Annotated in this window: 13 protein-coding genes; 8 read left to right on the top strand and 5 right to left on the bottom strand. The window is 73.6% G+C overall.

Translation table 11 applies throughout. The features are described 5' to 3' along the window. The first annotated feature begins 63 nt into the window (after window positions 1-63). Entirely contained in the window at window positions 64-624 is a 561-nt protein-coding gene (locus tag MPTA5024_RS05935) for a flavin reductase family protein (RefSeq protein ID WP_036320579.1), read from the top strand. Between the two features lie 36 nt (window positions 625-660). Here MPTA5024_RS05935 and MPTA5024_RS05940 read toward each other — a convergent pair whose 3' ends face one another. Next, complete coding sequence (locus tag MPTA5024_RS05940) at window positions 661-1551, bottom strand: IclR family transcriptional regulator (RefSeq protein ID WP_036320582.1); 891 nt, start codon at window positions 1549-1551, stop codon at window positions 661-663. 99 nt (window positions 1552-1650) lie between these two features. Then, window positions 1651-2817, bottom strand: a complete 1167-nt coding sequence (locus tag MPTA5024_RS05945) for an acyl-CoA dehydrogenase family protein (protein ID WP_036320584.1) — start codon at window positions 2815-2817, stop codon at window positions 1651-1653. Between the two features lie 123 nt (window positions 2818-2940). On the opposite strand from MPTA5024_RS05945, the gene MPTA5024_RS05950 reads away from it, so the two are divergent. Together MPTA5024_RS05950 and MPTA5024_RS05955 are read left to right on the top strand one after the other, a co-directional pair. Next, on the top strand, window positions 2941-4014 hold the full coding sequence (locus tag MPTA5024_RS05950; protein WP_036320587.1) for an acyl-CoA dehydrogenase family protein: 1074 nt from the start codon (window positions 2941-2943) through the stop codon (window positions 4012-4014). Between the two features lie 84 nt (window positions 4015-4098). Further along, on the top strand, window positions 4099-4953 hold the full coding sequence (locus tag MPTA5024_RS05955; RefSeq protein ID WP_084369441.1) for a class I SAM-dependent methyltransferase: 855 nt from the start codon (window positions 4099-4101) through the stop codon (window positions 4951-4953). Between the two features lie 14 nt (window positions 4954-4967). Here MPTA5024_RS05955 and MPTA5024_RS05960 read toward each other — a convergent pair whose 3' ends face one another. From MPTA5024_RS05960 to MPTA5024_RS05970, 3 genes are all read right to left on the bottom strand, one after another. After that, window positions 4968-5783, bottom strand: a complete 816-nt coding sequence (locus MPTA5024_RS05960; RefSeq protein ID WP_036320589.1) for a family 1 encapsulin nanocompartment shell protein — start codon at window positions 5781-5783, stop codon at window positions 4968-4970. Continuing rightward, on the bottom strand, window positions 5780-6844 hold the full coding sequence (locus MPTA5024_RS05965) for a Dyp-type peroxidase (RefSeq protein WP_036320590.1): 1065 nt from the start codon (window positions 6842-6844) through the stop codon (window positions 5780-5782). Before MPTA5024_RS05965 ends, MPTA5024_RS05960 begins: the two co-directional genes overlap by 4 nt. Window positions 6845-7012: 168 nt before the next feature. Beyond that, the gene (locus MPTA5024_RS05970; RefSeq protein ID WP_036320594.1) at window positions 7013-8713 is read right to left on the bottom strand and encodes an AMP-binding protein; all 1701 of its coding nucleotides are present in this window, start codon (window positions 8711-8713) and stop codon (window positions 7013-7015) included. 267 nt (window positions 8714-8980) lie between these two features. On the opposite strand from MPTA5024_RS05970, the gene MPTA5024_RS05975 reads away from it, so the two are divergent. From MPTA5024_RS05975 to MPTA5024_RS05995, 5 genes are read left to right on the top strand one after another with little or no spacing between them, the layout of a single operon-like run. Then, window positions 8981-10273 carry an ABC transporter substrate-binding protein gene (locus MPTA5024_RS05975; RefSeq protein ID WP_036320597.1) on the top strand — a complete coding sequence of 431 codons (1293 nt, stop codon included), beginning with the start codon at window positions 8981-8983 and terminating at the stop codon, window positions 10271-10273. A gap of 2 nt (window positions 10274-10275) precedes the next feature. After that, on the top strand, window positions 10276-11217 hold the full coding sequence (locus tag MPTA5024_RS05980; protein ID WP_051457744.1) for a carbohydrate ABC transporter permease: 942 nt from the start codon (window positions 10276-10278) through the stop codon (window positions 11215-11217). After that, window positions 11214-12044, top strand: coding sequence for a carbohydrate ABC transporter permease (locus MPTA5024_RS05985; RefSeq protein ID WP_036320600.1), 831 nt, complete (start codon window positions 11214-11216; stop codon window positions 12042-12044). The genes MPTA5024_RS05980 and MPTA5024_RS05985 overlap by 4 nt, the downstream gene beginning before the upstream one ends. Next, window positions 12041-14203, top strand: a complete 2163-nt coding sequence (locus MPTA5024_RS05990) for an alpha-galactosidase (RefSeq protein ID WP_051457745.1) — start codon at window positions 12041-12043, stop codon at window positions 14201-14203. The genes MPTA5024_RS05985 and MPTA5024_RS05990 overlap by 4 nt, the downstream gene beginning before the upstream one ends. A 3-nt stretch (window positions 14204-14206) precedes the next feature. Beyond that, window positions 14207-14953, top strand: a complete 747-nt coding sequence (locus MPTA5024_RS05995) for an SDR family NAD(P)-dependent oxidoreductase (protein ID WP_036320603.1) — start codon at window positions 14207-14209, stop codon at window positions 14951-14953. Window positions 14954-14956: the final 3 nt, after the last annotated feature.

Here is a 14956-nt window from a genome sequence, read left to right on the forward strand (position 1 = left end):
ACCCTCGGACGTCCGGGCCCGTGCGACCCGCAGAGCCGAGCTGAGCCGAGGTGAGGTGAGCCCATGACGGCCGATCCCGTCCGTACGGCGGCCCGGCCTGCCGCGCCGGGGCCGCTGGAGTTCCGCCGGGCGATGGGGCTGTTCGCCAGCGGGGTGACCGTGGTCACCGGCAGCGACGGCGGGGAGCCGGTCGGGTTCGCCTGCCAGGCCTTCGCCTCGGTGTCCCTGGACCCTCCGCTCGTGCTGTTCTGCGCCGACAGGGGCGGACGGGCCTGGCCGAGGATCAGGAGATCGGGCCGGTTCTGCGTCAACGTGCTGGGCGAGGACCAGGTCGAGATGTGCGCCCGGTTCGGGTCGAGCACCGGCAGGAAGTTCGACGGGCTGGAGTGGGACCCCTCTCCGTGGGGCGTGCCCGCGCTGCGCGACGTGCTGCTGCGGGTGCACGCCGAGATCGAGGACGTGCACCCTGCCGGGGACCACGACGTGGTCGTCGGCCGGGTCGTGCTGCTGGAGGCGGGCGCCGGCGAGCGCCGGCCGATGATCTTCTACGGGGGACGGTTCGGCGTGGACCCCGGCGAGCCCCAGGCGGCCGGCCTCTGGGGCTGGGGCGACCACTGGGGCTGACACCGGAGCTTATCCCTGAGGCTGACCGTGCCCCGGCTACAGCCAGTCGCCGTTCTGGCCGGCGGCGAGGAGCCGGTTCATGGTCTCGGCCGACCAGGCGCCGTCTGGGACGGGCCGCACGAACCGTGCGCGCCGGGCGCCCTCCGGGCCGGGGAACAGGTCGAGCGCGACCTGGCGCGCCGCGTCGGCCACGAGCGGGGCCACCCGCTCCAGCGGCGTCCGCGCGTCGCCCACGAGGGAGATGCTCGCCACCGGCCCCTCCCTGCCGCGGACCGCGGCCGCGACGCACGCGATGCCGGGGAAGCACTCCCCCCGCTCGTACGCGACCCCGTGCCGCCGCCGGATACGGTCGAGCTCCTGGTGGAGCACGCCGAGCTCGCCGATGGTGCGGTCGGTGAGCCGGCTGGGCGAGCCGCCGACCAGGGCGTCCACCCGCTCGGGCGCCAGCCAGGCGAGCATCGACTTGCCGAGGGCGGTGCAGTGGGCCGGCGCCCGGCCGCCCACCCGCGAGGGCACCGACAGCGCGAACCGCCCGCCCACCTTGTCGAGGTAGAAGACGTCGGCGGTGTCGAGCACGGCCAGGTGGACGACCATCCCGGTGCGCATCTGCAGGCCGTGCAGCAGGGGGGCGGCGGCCTCGCGGATCTCGCCGTACCCGCCGTCGCGGCCCCCGAGGCCGAGCGCGCGCTGTCCCAGGCTGTAGCCGAACGACGTGTGCTCCAGCCAGCGCAGGCGGACGAGCTGGTCGAGGATCCTGTGCGCCGTCGACCGCGGCAGGTGCGTGCGGCGGGCCACGTCCTCCAGCGTGAGCCGGGTCGACCGGCCCGGGAACGCGTCCATGATCAGGGTCATCCGCTCCACCATGGACGGCGGCAGGTCGCCCCGCTCGGGGGCGGCCGGCTCCGGCGACGGGCTGACGGCGGCCATCGCACCCTCCCACCAGAATTGAAATCAATTCTCGTTCTGGAATCTAACAACGGGAGCCGCCTTCGGGAAGGGCCGCCCGCCGTCTCGCTCCAGGGGTTCTCAGCCGCGCGGCTCCCTCGGCAGCCCGAGCACCCGTTCGGCGATTATCTGCCGCTGGATCTCGTTCGAGCCCGCGTAGATGGTGTCCGCCCTGGAGAACAGGAAGAGCCGCTGCCACTCCCCCAGCTCGTACGGCGGGCCCTCGGCGACCGTGCCGGCCGCGCCCAGCACGTCCATGGCCAGCTCGCCCAGCTCCTGGTGCCAGGTGGCCCACGAGATCTTGGATATGGACGACTCGGGCCCGGGCGCCCCCGCGGCGACGCCGGCCATCGTGCGGACCGCGTTCAGCCGGAGGACCTGCAGGCCGATCCACGCCCGGACGATCCGGTCGCGCAGCAGCGGGTCGTCGACGGCCCCGGTCCGCCGGGCGAGCCGCACCAAGCCCTCGAACTCCCTGCGGAAGCCGACCTGCTGGCCGAGCGTCGCCACGCCGCGCTCGAAGCCGAGGGTGGCCGTCGCGATCCGCCAGCCGTCGCCCGGGGCCCCCACGATGTTGGCGGCGTCGGTCACCGCGCCGTCGAAGAACACCTCGTTGAACTCGGAGGTGCCGGTGATCTGGGTGATGGGCCGCACCTCCACCCCGTCCTGCCGCATCGGCACGAGCAGGAACGACAGGCCGCGGCTGCGGGACGAGCCCGGCTCGGTGCGGCAGAGCGCGAAGCACCAGTCGGCCTCCAGCGCGAGCGAGGTCCACACCTTCTGCCCGTCGACACGCCACCGGCCGCCGTCGAGCCGGGCCCGGGTCCGCACGCCGGCCAGGTCGGACCCGGCGTCGGGCTCCGAGTACCCCTGGCACCACAGCTCCCGTACGGCCGCGATCTCCGGCAGGAACCGCCTCCGCTGCTCCTGCGTGCCGTACGCGATGAGCGTCGGGCCGAGCAGGTTCTCGCCGATGTGGTTGACCCGGGCGGGGGCGTCCGCGAGCGCGTACTCCTCGTGGAAGGCGACCTGCCGCTCCACGCTCGCGCCGCGCCCTCCGTGAAGTTCGGGCCAGCCGACGCAGGTCCAGCCGGCCGCGGCCATGTGCCGCTCCCACGCCAGCCTCAGGCCGAACGCCTCGTGCTCGCGGCCGGGCCCGCCCAGCCCGCGGGCGTCCGCGAACTCCCCGGTCAGGTTGTCCTCCAGCCAAGCCCGCACCTCGGCGCGGAAGGCCTCGTCCGGCTCCACACCCCGGGACCCTACCAAACGCTTGGTGGAAAGAAAGAGGCCGAGCACTCCCGGAGAGCGGGAGGGGACAGGCGCGGACGCCGGGACCGGCCTACCCTCGCATCGCCGACAGCGGAGGGACGGGTGACCGAGGAGCGGGAGGAACTGCGCCGGACGGTGCGGGCCGTGCTGGGGCGCGCCCCCGCGCCGCGCCCCGCGCCCGACGCCCCTGCGCCGTACGACGAGGCGGCCCGGCGGTTGCTGGCCGGGCAGGTGGGGGCGTTCGGGCTTGCGGTGCCGGAGGAGCACGGCGGGGCCGGCGCCACCCTGGCCGAGGCCCTCGTCGTGTGCGAGGAGCTGGGACGGGCGCTGACCCCCCTGCCGTACCTCGGCTCGGCCGTGCTCGCCACGCAGTCCCTGCTCGCCTGCGGGGTGACGGAGTGGCTGCCCGCGCTGGCGGACGGCGCCCTCGTCGGCGCGCTCGCCTGGGCGGAGGGCGGCTCCTGGGACCCGGCCGCCGTACGGTGCCGCGCCGAGGGCGGCCGGCTGACGGGGGTGAAGGAGCACGTGCTGGACGGCGAGGCGGCCGGCCTGCTCGTGGTCCCGGCCCGGGCGGACGGCGGGGACCTGGGCGTGTACGCCGTCGACCCGGCGGCCCCCGGAGTGCGGGTCGAGCCACTGGCCACCCTCGACCGCACCCGGCCGCAGGCCCGCGTCCGCCTGGCCGGGGCCCCGGCGCGGCTCCTGTCCGCGGACGGGGAGCGGGTGCTCGGCCGGCTGCTCGCGGTGGCGGCCGCCGCGCTCGCCGCGGAGCAGGTGGGCGGCGCGCGGCGGTGCCTGGAGATGACGCTGACGCACGTGACGACCCGGCGGCAGTTCGGCCGGCCGATCGGGTCCTTCCAGGCCGTCAAGCACCGGCTGGCCGACCTCTACGTGCTCGTCGAGTCGGCCGCGTCGCTGGGCGACGACGCCGCCCGCGCGCTTGCCGAGGAGGCGCCCGGCCTGGAGGTGCGGGCCGCGGCCGCCCAGGCGTACTGCTCGGAGGCCTACCGGGCGGCGGCCGCGGAGACCCTCCAGCTCCACGGCGGGATCGGCTTCACCTGGGAGCACGAGGCCCACCTGCACCTCAAGCGCGCCCACGCGGCGGCCGAGCTGTTCGGGGACGCGGCCTGGCAGCGCGCCCGGCTGGCCCCCACGGTGCTCGGCCTCGCGAAATGAGAGAAATGGAAATGTGATTCACCGGAAATCGAAAAGATTTATATGGCTGATATGATTGCGTTTGGTTAAGATATTTTCTCCGGCATGGACAGCAATGGAGAGCCGAGCCAGACCGCGATGACCGCGGCGGCCGCCCGCGCGGCGCACCTGATCGTCGACGACGAGCCCCTGATCTTCCGCGACACCCTGGCGTACCGGCTGCTGGGCGACCTGGCCGAGACGCTGGTGGGCTACCACCGCTCACAGGGCACGCACCCGGTGCTCGTGGGCGCGCGAGCGGCGGTGGTGACGCGGAGCCGCTACACGGAGGACCTCCTGGAGGAGGGCGGGTTCACCCAGTACGTGATCCTCGGCGCGGGCCTGGACACCTTCGCCTACCGGTCGCCGCTCGCCGGGCGCGTCCGGGTGTTCGAGGTCGACCACCCGTCGAGCCAGCGGTGGAAGCGCGGCCTGCTGGAGGCGGCCGGCGTGCCGGTGCCGCCCTCGCTGGCGTTCGTCCCCGCGGACCTCGAGGCGGGATCGCCGCTGGAGGCCCTGGTCGCCGGCGGGTTCGACCCCGCCGTCCCGGCCCTCGTGGGCTGGCTGGGCGTCACGATGTACCTGACCCAGGAGGCGATCGGGCGGACCCTCGACATGGTGGCCGGACTCGCCCCGGGCACGGAGATCGTCCTGGACTACATGCTCCCCGAGGGGCTGCGCGACGCCGCCGGCCAGGCGTACGTCGAGGGCGTCGCGCCGGTGGCGGCGGAACGCGGCGAGCCCTGGCTGACGTTCCTCAGCCCCGAGGAGATGTCGTCCCTGCTCCGCGAGCACGGCCTGGAGGTCGTCCGGCACTCGGGCCAGCGCGACAGCGTCGACCCGGCGCTGTGGGACAGGTCGGACGCTCTGCGCCCGTCGCACCTGTCCGTCCACGCCCGCGCCCGGGTCCCCGGGGCCTGAGCCTCCCGGCCCCGTCAGCCCGCGACGGCCGGGGTGGGCGTCAGGGCGACGGCGGCCTCGGACGTGTGCACGAGGAAGGTCAGCGTCTCCTGGAAGTACAGCTCGACGCTGCCGGCGTCGTGGGACAGGTAGCCGATCGACAGGTCCTGGCCGATGCACAGCTCGAAGTCGCCGCCGCGGCTGGACACCAGGAAGGCGCCGTCGATGGCCGGCGCCCAGATGATCTTCCCGCTGAGCAGCCGGGCGATGTGCTCGTGGACGGGGTAGCCGTACACGCTGGTCTCGTTCACTGCGGTGTAGGCGTCGGCGCTGAGGACCAGGTCGTACGGCCCGCCGACGCCGGCCAGGCGCAGGGCGGAGACGGCCTGGCTGATGGCGTCGGGGTAGTCGCCCGCCTCGGCCGGGAGCGGCAGGGCGGGGTTCGAGGAGGCGTCGCGGATTCCGGCGATGCCCGCCGCGGCGTACCCCTCGAACACCGCCCGGTCCTCGGCGAACGCGATCCGCTTGGCCGCGTCCTTCACCGGCTGCCAGTCGGCGTCCCTGGCGCCCCGCTCGACGTCGTCCACCTGCCGGCGGTCGACCGTGAACGGCACCCGCAGCTCGAGGATCGGCTGCGAGCGGCGGGTGTGGGCGACGACGCCGGGGGCGGGCGGCTCCACGGAGTCGAGGTGGCCGGTGGAGACGGCGGACAGCGCGAGGCCGGCCGGCTCGGGGACGTCGACCACGCGACGACCGGCCACGTGCCGTTTGAACGTGCGCCGCGCCTCCTCCTCGAGGTCGGCCCACGCCGCATCCGAGATGGGCGCCAGCTCGCGGTGCAGGTTGTTCATGACGAGGTGCTCCTCTTCAGGTCGCCGATGCCGAGGGACCCGTCGCGCCGGGCCGGGGCATCGGTGGTCGTACCGGCCGCGGCCGTGCCGCCGGCGCCCGGAGGGTCGGGAAGGTCGTCGAGGAAGTCGACGGTGGGGACGAAGAACAGCGTCCCGGTCACCGGGGTGGAGAAGTCGAGGATCCTGTCGGTGGTGCCGGGCGGGTCGCCCAGGAACATGTTCTCCAGCATCGTCTCGGTGACCTGCGGGGTGCGGGCGTACCCGATGAAGTAGGTGCCGAACTCGCCCCTGCCCACGTTGCCGAACGGCATGTTGTCGCGCAGGATCCGCCGTTCCGTCCCGTCGGGGTCGGTGATCGTGGTGAGCGCGACGTGCGAGTCGGCGGGCTTGACGTCGTCGTCCAGCTCGATGTTCGACAGCTTGGTCCGCCCGATCACCTTCTCCTGCTCGTCGACGGTCAGGGCATTCCACGCCTGGAGGTCGTGCAGGTACTTCTGCACGATCACGTAGCTGCCGCCGGCGAACTCCGGGTCCTCCCCACCGATGAGGACGGCCTCGTCGGCGACCGGGCCGACCGGGTTCTCCGTCCCGTCGACGAAGCCGAGCAGGTCGCGCATGTCGAAGTACACGAAGCCCTGGACCTCGTCCCGGACGACGACCGCGCCGCGGAGCCGTTCCATGATCTGCGAGGCCAGCTCGAAGCACAGGTCGAGGCGCGTGGCCCGGATGTGGAAGAGCAGGTCGCCGGGTGTGGACACCGCGTGGTGGACGGGCCCCCGCAGCTCGCGGAACTCGTGCAGCTCGGCCGGGCGCGGCCCGGCGAACAGCCGGTCCCAGGCGGCGGAGCCGATGCCGGCCACGCAGCTCAGCCTGCCCTCCGGCACCCGGAAGCCCACGGACCGCTGGAGCGCCGGCAGGTCGGTCAGCAGCTCCCGCGCGATCGGCTCGCCTCCGGCGTCGACGGTGACGACCAGGAAGACCGCCGCGGTGGTCAGCGGGCTCAGCACCGGCTGCGGCACCGGCGGCCGCCCGGGTCCCCCGTCAGGCACCTGCTGCGTCATCGTCACGTCCTCCCCCGCGGTCGCGCTCTGGAGGACAAGCCTGTCAGGCCGCGACCACGGGTCCGCAGCGGGGTCGCCCACGCGCCGTGCAGGGCTTTCTCGCGGGCCGGGCCGGCCGTGACGGGGCCGCTCGCCTCGCGGGGCCGGCCCGGCCGGGCAGGACGGGGGTCAGCCGCGCAGCTCGGGGAACTGGTCGTCGCGCCACTCCCCCTCGGGCGAGCCGCCCGCTCCGGCCACGTCGTTCTCGCGGGCCCGCAGCTCCACCCGGCGGATCTTGCCGGAGATCGTCTTGGGCAGGTCGGCGAACTCGATCCGGCGCACCCGCTGGTAGGGCGCGAGGTTCTCCCTCGCGTGCCGCAGGATCGCCGCCGCCGTCTCCCTGCCGGGCTCCCAGCCCGCCGCCAGCACCACGTACGCCTTGGGGACGGCGAGGCGGATCGGGTCGGGAGCCGGCACGACGGCCGCCTCGGCCACGGCCGGGTGCTCGATGAGCACGCTCTCCAGCTCGAACGGCGAGATCTTGTAGTCGGACGCCTTGAACACGTCGTCGGTCCGCCCGACGAACGTGATGTGGCCGTCCGCGTCCCGGACCGCCACGTCGCCGGTGTGGTACAGCCCGTCCGCCATGACCTCCTCGTGCCGCGCCGGGTCGCCGAGGTAGCCCGTCATGAGGTTGGCCGGCCGCGCGGCGAGGTCGAGGCAGATCTCCCCCTCGTCGCCGCGGCGTCCGGTCACCGGGTCGACGATCACCACGGGCACGCCGGGCAGCGGACGGCCCATCGAGCCGGGCGTGAGCGGCGCCCCCGGCGTGTTGGCCACCAGAGCGGTCGTCTCCGTCTGGCCGTAGCCGTCGCGGACGGTCAGCCCCCAGGCCTCCTGGACCCGCGCGATCACCTCGGGGTTCAGCGGCTCGCCCGCGGCGACGGCCTCGCGCAGCGTCCCCGGCCCGCCGGACAGGTCGGCCTGGATCAGCATGCGCCACACGGTCGGCGGGGCGCAGAACGTGGTGATCCCGGCCTGCCGCATCCGGCCCAGCAGGGCGGCGGCGTCGAAGCGGGAGTAGTTGTACACGAACACCGTGGCCTCGGCGTTCCACGGCGCGAAGAAGCAACTCCAGGCGTGCTTGGCCCAGCCGGGCGAGCTGATGTTGAGGTGCACGTCGCCGGGGCGCAGGCCGATGAAGTACATGGTGGTCAGGTGGCCCACCGGATAGGACACCTGCGTGTGGCCCACGAGCTTGGGCCGGCTGGTCGTGCCCGAGGTGAAGTAGAGGAGCAGCGGGTCGCCGGGCCGCGTGCGGGCCTCGTAGGTCCGCGGCTCGGCCACCTCGTAGGCGTCGGCGTACCGCAGCCAGCCGCCGGCCTCGCCGCCCACGCAGACGCGGCCGTAGTCGCCCTCGATGTCGGCGAACTTGGCGGTGTCGGCGGCGTTGGCGATCACGTGCCGGGCCCCGCCCCGCACGACGCGGTCGGCGAGGTCGGCGCCGCCCAGGGCCGTGGTCGCGGGCATGATGACCGCGCCGAGCTTCATCACGGCCAGCATCGACTCCCACAGCTCGACCTGGTTGCCGAGCATCATCAGCACGTGGTCGCCCCTGCCGACGCCGTTCGACTCCAGCCAGGTGGCCACCTGGTCGGAGCGGCGGGCCATCTCGTCGAACGAGTACCGGCGCTCGGAGCCGTCCTCCTCCACGATCCACAGAGCGGTGCGGTCGTTGCCCCGGGCGATGGCGTCGAACCAGTCGGTGGCCCAGTTGAACGACTCCCCGAAGGACGGCCAGGAGAACGAGGCGAGCGCCCGGTCGTAGTCGCCGTACAGGCCGAGCAGCAGGTCGCGGGCGTCACGGAAGACGGTGGTGCTGGTGGTCACGCGGGGAACTCCTCGTCGGGTCGGTACGGCACGGCAGCAGGCCGGCGAGGCGGGCCCGCGCTCCTGGTGGGTCTGTGCGGCCACACCCGACTTTCTCCCATTTCCCGCTCTCCCTGCCACCCCCCGCCGCCTCGGCTCGGCCCCCCACCCTCCGGACGGCTCAATTTTCATTTCTTATGAATAGTTATTGACGACGCGCGGGCGGGGGTGCGAGGGTGTGCTTCGGCTTGGCCGACCCTTACCCCCTGGTCCCACCGGAGGCCACCCTTGAGTCACCCCACTGTGAGCCGCCGCGGCTTCCTGGCCGGCGTCGGCGGGCTCGGCGTCGCGTCGGCGCTGAGCGCGTGCGCGACGAGCACCCCGGCCGCTCCGGCCGCCACCGGATCCGGCTCGTCGAAGGCCCTGCTGCTGAAGTCCCGCGAGACCAGCGACAAGAGCCGCAAGGCGATGCAGGCGCTGCTCGACGAGTTCGTGAAGGCCAACCCGCAGTACAAGCCGACGCTGAACACGATGGAGGCGGCGGCCTTCCAGCAGCAGATCCGCGCCGACCTCACGCTCTCGACACCGCCCGACGTGCTGACCTGGTTCGCCGGGGAGATCGCGAGCAACTTCGCCAAGCAGGGGCTCCTGCTCGACGCGACCTCCGCGTTCCCCGCGCAGGGGTACAGCGACCAGTTCACGAAGCTGTCCGCGGACGCCTCGGGCAAGAAGATCTTCATCCCGACCAACTACTACTGGTGGGGCATGTTCTACCGGACGTCCCAGTTCGAGAAGTGGGGCGTGTCCGAGCCGAAGACCTGGGACGAGTTCGTCGCCCTCTGCAAGACGCTGCAGGGCAAGGGCGTCAGCCCGCTCGCCCTGCCGCTGGCCGACGCCGCGTGGCTCACCGCGTCGTGGTTCGACTACCTCAACCTCCGGATCAACGGCGCGACCTTCCACCGCGCCCTGCTGGCCGGTCAGGAGAGCTACACCGATCCCCGGGTGGCCAAGGTCCTGGACGTCTGGCGGGAGGTGCTGCCGTACCTCGACCCGGCGGGCAAGGGCCTGTCCTTCCAGGAGGGCTCGGCGAAGTGGCAGCAGGGCAAGGACGCGATGTTCCTGTGCGGCCCCTTCCTCGCCGACTCGATGCCGGACGACGTGAAGGCCGACATCAGCTTCTTCCAGTTCCCCATCGTCGACCCGGCCGTCCCGGTGGCCGAGGAGGCGCCGTTGGACGGGTTCATCGCGAGCGCCCGCAGCGCCGACCCCGACGGCGCGCTGGCGTTCCTGAAGTACGCGGCCACGCCGGCGGCCCAGGAGCTCTACCTGAAGATCTCGCAGAACACGGTCATCCCGGCCAACAGCCAGGCGAAGTCCCCCTACTCCACGCCGTTGCTGGAGAAGGGCCGGGCGATGGTGGCGGCCGCGGCCGACGTGACGCAGTTCTTCAACCGCGACTCCAACGACGACCAGCTCAACGCGCTCACGACGGCCCTGGTGAAGTTCATCGACAAGCCCGGGGACGCCGCCGGCATCCTCGCCCAGTGGCAGGACGACTCCGCCAAGGCGCGTGGTAACTGACCATGACCGCCCTTCCCGAGGCCGTCTCACGCGGCTCCCGCGGCACCGGCGCCCCGTCCCGGGGCGGCCGGAGGGGGTCGCGTGAGGCGGCCGTCCTCCTCGCGTTCGTGCTCGTGCCGTTCGCCGTCGAGATGTTCTGGACCTTCTGGCCGGCGCTGAACAGCGTCTACATCTCCCTGACCCGCTGGGACGGCATCTCGCCGCCGGTGTTCGTCGGGCTCGGCAACTACACCCGGATGTGGTCCGACGAGACGTTCCGGACGGCGCTCCGCAACACCGTCGTCTGGCTCGTGCTGTTCGGCGGGCTGTCGGTGCTGGGCGGGCTGGGGCTGGCGCTGCTGCTCGACCGGCCGCGGCGGGGGATCGGGATCTACCGGGCCGTGTTCTTCCTGCCGGTGGTCTTCTCCATGGTGGTCTCCGCGCTGGTCTGGCGGATGATCTACCAGCCGGACGGCGTGGTCAACGGCCTGCTCACCGCGGCGGGGCTGAAGGACCAGGCGCGGATCTGGCTGGGCGACCCGGACACGGCCCTGTACGCCCTCATCGTGCCCGCGCTGTGGCGCCAGGTGGGCTACATCATGGTGCTGTTCCTGGCCGGGTTGAAGACGGTGGACCCGCTGCTGCACGAGGCGGCCAAGACCGACGGCGCGGGCGCGCTCGCGCGGTTCCGGCACATCACGCTCCCGCAGCTGCGGCCGGTCAGCACGGTCGTCCTCGCGGTGACCGTGATCGACGCCCTGCGCTCGTTCGACATCGTCTGGGCGCTGACGAAGGGCGGGCCGTACCACTCCTCGGAGCTGCTGAGCACCTACCAGTTCTCCACCGGCGTGCTGGGCTCCCAGCTCGGCTACGGTTCGGCCCTCGCCGTCGTGATCTTCCTGCTGACCGTGGCCACGATCGTCGTCTACCTGGTCCGGAGCCTGCGCGATGAGGAGGCCGCATGAGAACCGCGAACGCCCGGCTCCGGCCCTGGCTGTTCCACGGCGGGATGGGCCTGCTGGCCGCGCTGTGGCTGCTCCCGCTGGCGCTGGTCCTGGTCACCTCGCTGCGCACGTTCGACGACCTCGCCGCGAAGGGGCTGGCGAGCCTGCCCGCGGGCCTCACCCTCGAGCCGTACGGGCAGGCCCTCGCCAACGGGGAGCTGCGGGCGGTCGGCAACAGCCTGCTCATCACGGTCCCCGTCGTCGTCGCGACGCTCGTCCTCGCCTCGATGGCGGCGTACGGCCTGGCCAGGTACCGCATCCCGTTCCGCAGGACGCTGCTGCTGCTCATGCTGGCCGGCAACCTGCTGCCCGCCCAGCTGCTGCTGATCCCGGTGCTGAAGCTGACCGAGCGGTTCGGCGTGTTCGACAGCCGCATCGGCATGATCGTGGTGCTTACCGCGGTCGGGCTCGGCTTCTACACGTTCGTGCTGCACGGCTTCATGCGGGGCATCCCGCAGGAGGTCACCCAGGCCGCCAGGATCGACGGCGCCTCCGCCGCCGGCGTCTACCTGCGCATCGTGCTCCCGCTGACCAAGCCGGCGATGGCCGCCCTGGGGTCGCTCGCCTTCACCTGGACGTTCAACGACCTGCTGTGGGCGATCACGCTCCTGCGCGACGAGACCAAGCTGCCGGTGACCCCGGCCATCCTCGGCATGCAGGGGCAGTACTTCTCCTCGTGGAACGTCATCGCCGCCGCCACGGTCGTCGCGGCCGTCCCGACGGTGGTCGTGTTCCTGCGCTTCCAGCGCTACTTCATCTCCGGCCTGCTGATCGGATCCTCCCGATGACCGGCACGACGGCCGGCCCGGCCGGGCCGGCCGCCGGCACCCGGTGGACGCTGCGCACCGCCACGACCGTCTACCAGGTGCGCCTGGCGCCGGGCGGCGGCTGGGCCGAGCTCGCCTACTGGGGCCCGGCCCTCGACGACCCCCCGGTCCCCGGCCCCCTGGAGTACGCAGGGCCCACGCCGTACTCGACGCCCGCGGACGCCGCGGCCTGCGAGTACGCGCCGCTGGGCGTGCGGCACTTCGCGCAGCTGGACCTGGTCGCCGAACGGCCGGCCCCCGGTGGGGAGGGCCTGCGCGGGACGGTCTGGCGGCACACGGGCGACGAGCTGACGGACAAGGACGGCGGGACCGAGCTGCGCGTCCACTTCGCCGACGACCTGCAGCGGCTCACCGCCACCCTCTGCTACCGCGTGCATCCCGGCCACGACGTCATCGAGCGGTGGGCCGAGATCGGCAACGAGGGCGACACCCCGCTCCGGCTGGAGCGCGTCAGGTCGGCCGGCTTCACGGTCCCGACGCCCGGCGGGGCCCTTCTGCACCACCTGCACGGCCGCTGGGCCCAGGAGTTCCAGGCCGACCGGGTCGAGCTGCGCCACGGCCGGTTCACGCTGGAGAGCCGTCTCGGCCTGACCGGGCTGTCGCACTCCCCCTGGGTCGCGGTGCAGCCCCTCGCCGAGCCCGACGGCCCGACCTGGAGCGCCGCGCTGGCCTGGAGCGGCTCGTGGACGATCGACGTGGACGCCGACGCGGCCGCCGGGACGACCAGGGTCGGCCTGGGCCGGCTGCCGAACGAGACGGCGATCGTGCTGGCCCCCGGCGAGACGCTCGCCACGCCTCCCGCGTGCGGGGTGTACAGCGGGGACGGCCTGCAGGGCGTCGCCCGGGCCTGGCACGCCTACCAGCGGACGCTCCGCCGTCCGGTCACCCCGCCCATCGTCTACAACTCGTGGTTCGCCACCGGGTTCGACGTGCGGGCCGACCGGCAGCTGGAGCTGGCGAGGACCGCCGCCGCCATCGGGGTCGAGACGTTCGTGGTGGACGACGGCTGGTTCACCGGCCGCGACGACGACCGCGGGGGGCTCGGCGACTGGGAGCCGGATCCGGCGAAGTTCCCCGGCGGGTTCGCCGAGTTCGTCGCCGGGGTGCGGGCGCTCGGTCTCGGGTTCGGCCTGTGGATCGAGCCGGAGGGCGTGAGTCCCCGGTCGCGCCTGTTCGCGGAGCACCCGGACTGGGTCTACCGGATCCCGGGACGGCCGATGACGACGATCCGCAACCAGTACGTGCTCGACCTCGGCCGCGACGACGCCGCCGCCTGGGTGTGGGAGACCGTCGACGGCCTGCTGCGGCGCTACGACATCACCTACCTGAAGTGGGACATGAACCGCCCGATGACCGAACGCGGGCCGGGGCCCGACCGCGACGGGCGGCACGTCGCGAACTTCCACCGGATCCTTGAGCGGCTCCGCCGCGACCACCCGCACGTGGTCGTCGAGGGCTGCGCGGCGGGCGGCGGACGGGTCGACCTGGCCACCGCGGCCCGCTGCGACGTGCTGTGGCCGAGCGACAACACCGGCCCGCTCGACCGCCTCGCCGTCCAGGACGGCTTCCTGCACGGCTACGCGCCCCATCTGATGAGCTCGTGGGTGACCGACGACCCCGGCCTGTTCGACACCGCGCCGCGGAGCCTCGCCTTCCGGTTCGCCGTGGCGATGTCCGGCGCCCTCGGCATCGGCGCCGACATCGGGGCGTGGGGGGAGGCCGAGCGGGCCGAGGCCGCCCGGTGGGTCGCCCTGTACAGGTCGATCAGGCACGTCATCCGGGACGGGGAGGTGCACCGGCACGGCGACCCGTCCCTGCCGGTGTACGCGGTCGAGTACGCGCTGGAGGACACCGTGGTCCTGCTGGCCTGGCGCACGGGACCGGCCCGCGGGTCGGGCACCCACACCGGGCGTCCCGTCCGCGTCCGGCTCCGCGGCGTGGACCCCGCGGCTGCGTACCGGTTGAGGGACGACGGCGGTGGACACGACGGTGGACACGACGGTGGACAGGGCAGACGAGACGGCGGGCGACACGGCGGGGCGGCCCTGGCGGCGACCGGCCTGGTCCCGCTGCCGGACGACGCCGCCGACGCGGCCGTCATCGTGCTGGACAGGGAGTAGGGGATGGGACGGGAATCGCTGACCGGCAGGGTGGCCGTGGTGACCGGCGCCGCGTCCGGGATCGGGGCCGCGGTCGTCGACCGGTTCCTCGCCGAGGGCGCGCACGTGATCGCGGTCGACGTGACGGACCCGGCGACCGGCCGCGGCGAGGCGCTGGGGGTCACCGGCGACGTGTCCGCGGCCGCCACGTGGGAACGCGTCGAGGCTCTGGCCCGGGCGGAGTTCGGCCGGCTCGACGTGCTGCACTCCAACGCCAGCGTGGTCGTCCGGGCCCCGGCCCACGAGCTGGCCGAGGACGACTGGGACCGCCAGATCGCCGTCAACCTCAAGGCGGCCTACCTCGCCGTGCGCGCGTGCATGGGCCTTCTGGAAGCCGGGTTCCCCGAGCGGGGGGCGGGCTCTGTCGTGCTGAGCTCCTCCGTCCACGCCCTCGCGGGGCTGCCGGGGCATCCGGCGTACGCCGCCGCCAAGGGCGGGCTCGTCTCGCTCGGCCGCCAGCTCGCGGTCGAGTACGGCCCCCGGGTGCGTGTCAACGCCGTGCTCCCCGGCCCGATCCTCACGCCCGCCTGGGACGGCATCGGCGAGGAGGACCGCCGCCGCAGCGCGGCCGGCACCGCCGCCGGGCGCCTCGGACGGCCGGAGGAGGTGGCCGCCGCGGTCGCCTTCCTCGCCTCCGAGGAGAGCTCCTACATCACCGGGGCGTGCCTGCTGGTGGACGGCGGGTGGACGGCGGTGAAAGATTCCGCATGATCA

This window comes from Microbispora sp. ATCC PTA-5024 (assembly GCF_000511135.2).
Taxonomy (GTDB): Bacteria; Actinomycetota; Actinomycetes; order Streptosporangiales; family Streptosporangiaceae; genus Microbispora; species Microbispora corallina.

Bases quoted from the DNA above. Each gene is read 5' to 3' on its own strand.
- MPTA5024_RS05955 (WP_084369441.1), top strand. From the start codon at position 4,099: ATGGACAGCAATGGAGAGCCGAGCCAGACCGCGATGACCGCGGCGGCC.
- MPTA5024_RS05935 (WP_036320579.1), top strand. From the start codon at position 64: ATGACGGCCGATCCCGTCCGTACGGCGGCCCGGCCTGCCGCGCCGGGG.
- MPTA5024_RS05985 (WP_036320600.1), top strand. From the start codon at position 11,214: ATGAGAACCGCGAACGCCCGGCTCCGGCCCTGGCTGTTCCACGGCGGG.
- MPTA5024_RS05965 (WP_036320590.1), bottom strand. From the start codon at position 6,844: ATGACGCAGCAGGTGCCTGACGGGGGACCCGGGCGGCCGCCGGTGCCG.
- MPTA5024_RS05995 (WP_036320603.1), top strand. From the start codon at position 14,207: ATGGGACGGGAATCGCTGACCGGCAGGGTGGCCGTGGTGACCGGCGCC.
- MPTA5024_RS05980 (WP_051457744.1), top strand. From the start codon at position 10,276: ATGACCGCCCTTCCCGAGGCCGTCTCACGCGGCTCCCGCGGCACCGGC.
- MPTA5024_RS05960 (WP_036320589.1), bottom strand. From the start codon at position 5,783: ATGAACAACCTGCACCGCGAGCTGGCGCCCATCTCGGATGCGGCGTGG.
- MPTA5024_RS05940 (WP_036320582.1), bottom strand. From the start codon at position 1,551: ATGGCCGCCGTCAGCCCGTCGCCGGAGCCGGCCGCCCCCGAGCGGGGC.
- MPTA5024_RS05990 (WP_051457745.1), top strand. From the start codon at position 12,041: ATGACCGGCACGACGGCCGGCCCGGCCGGGCCGGCCGCCGGCACCCGG.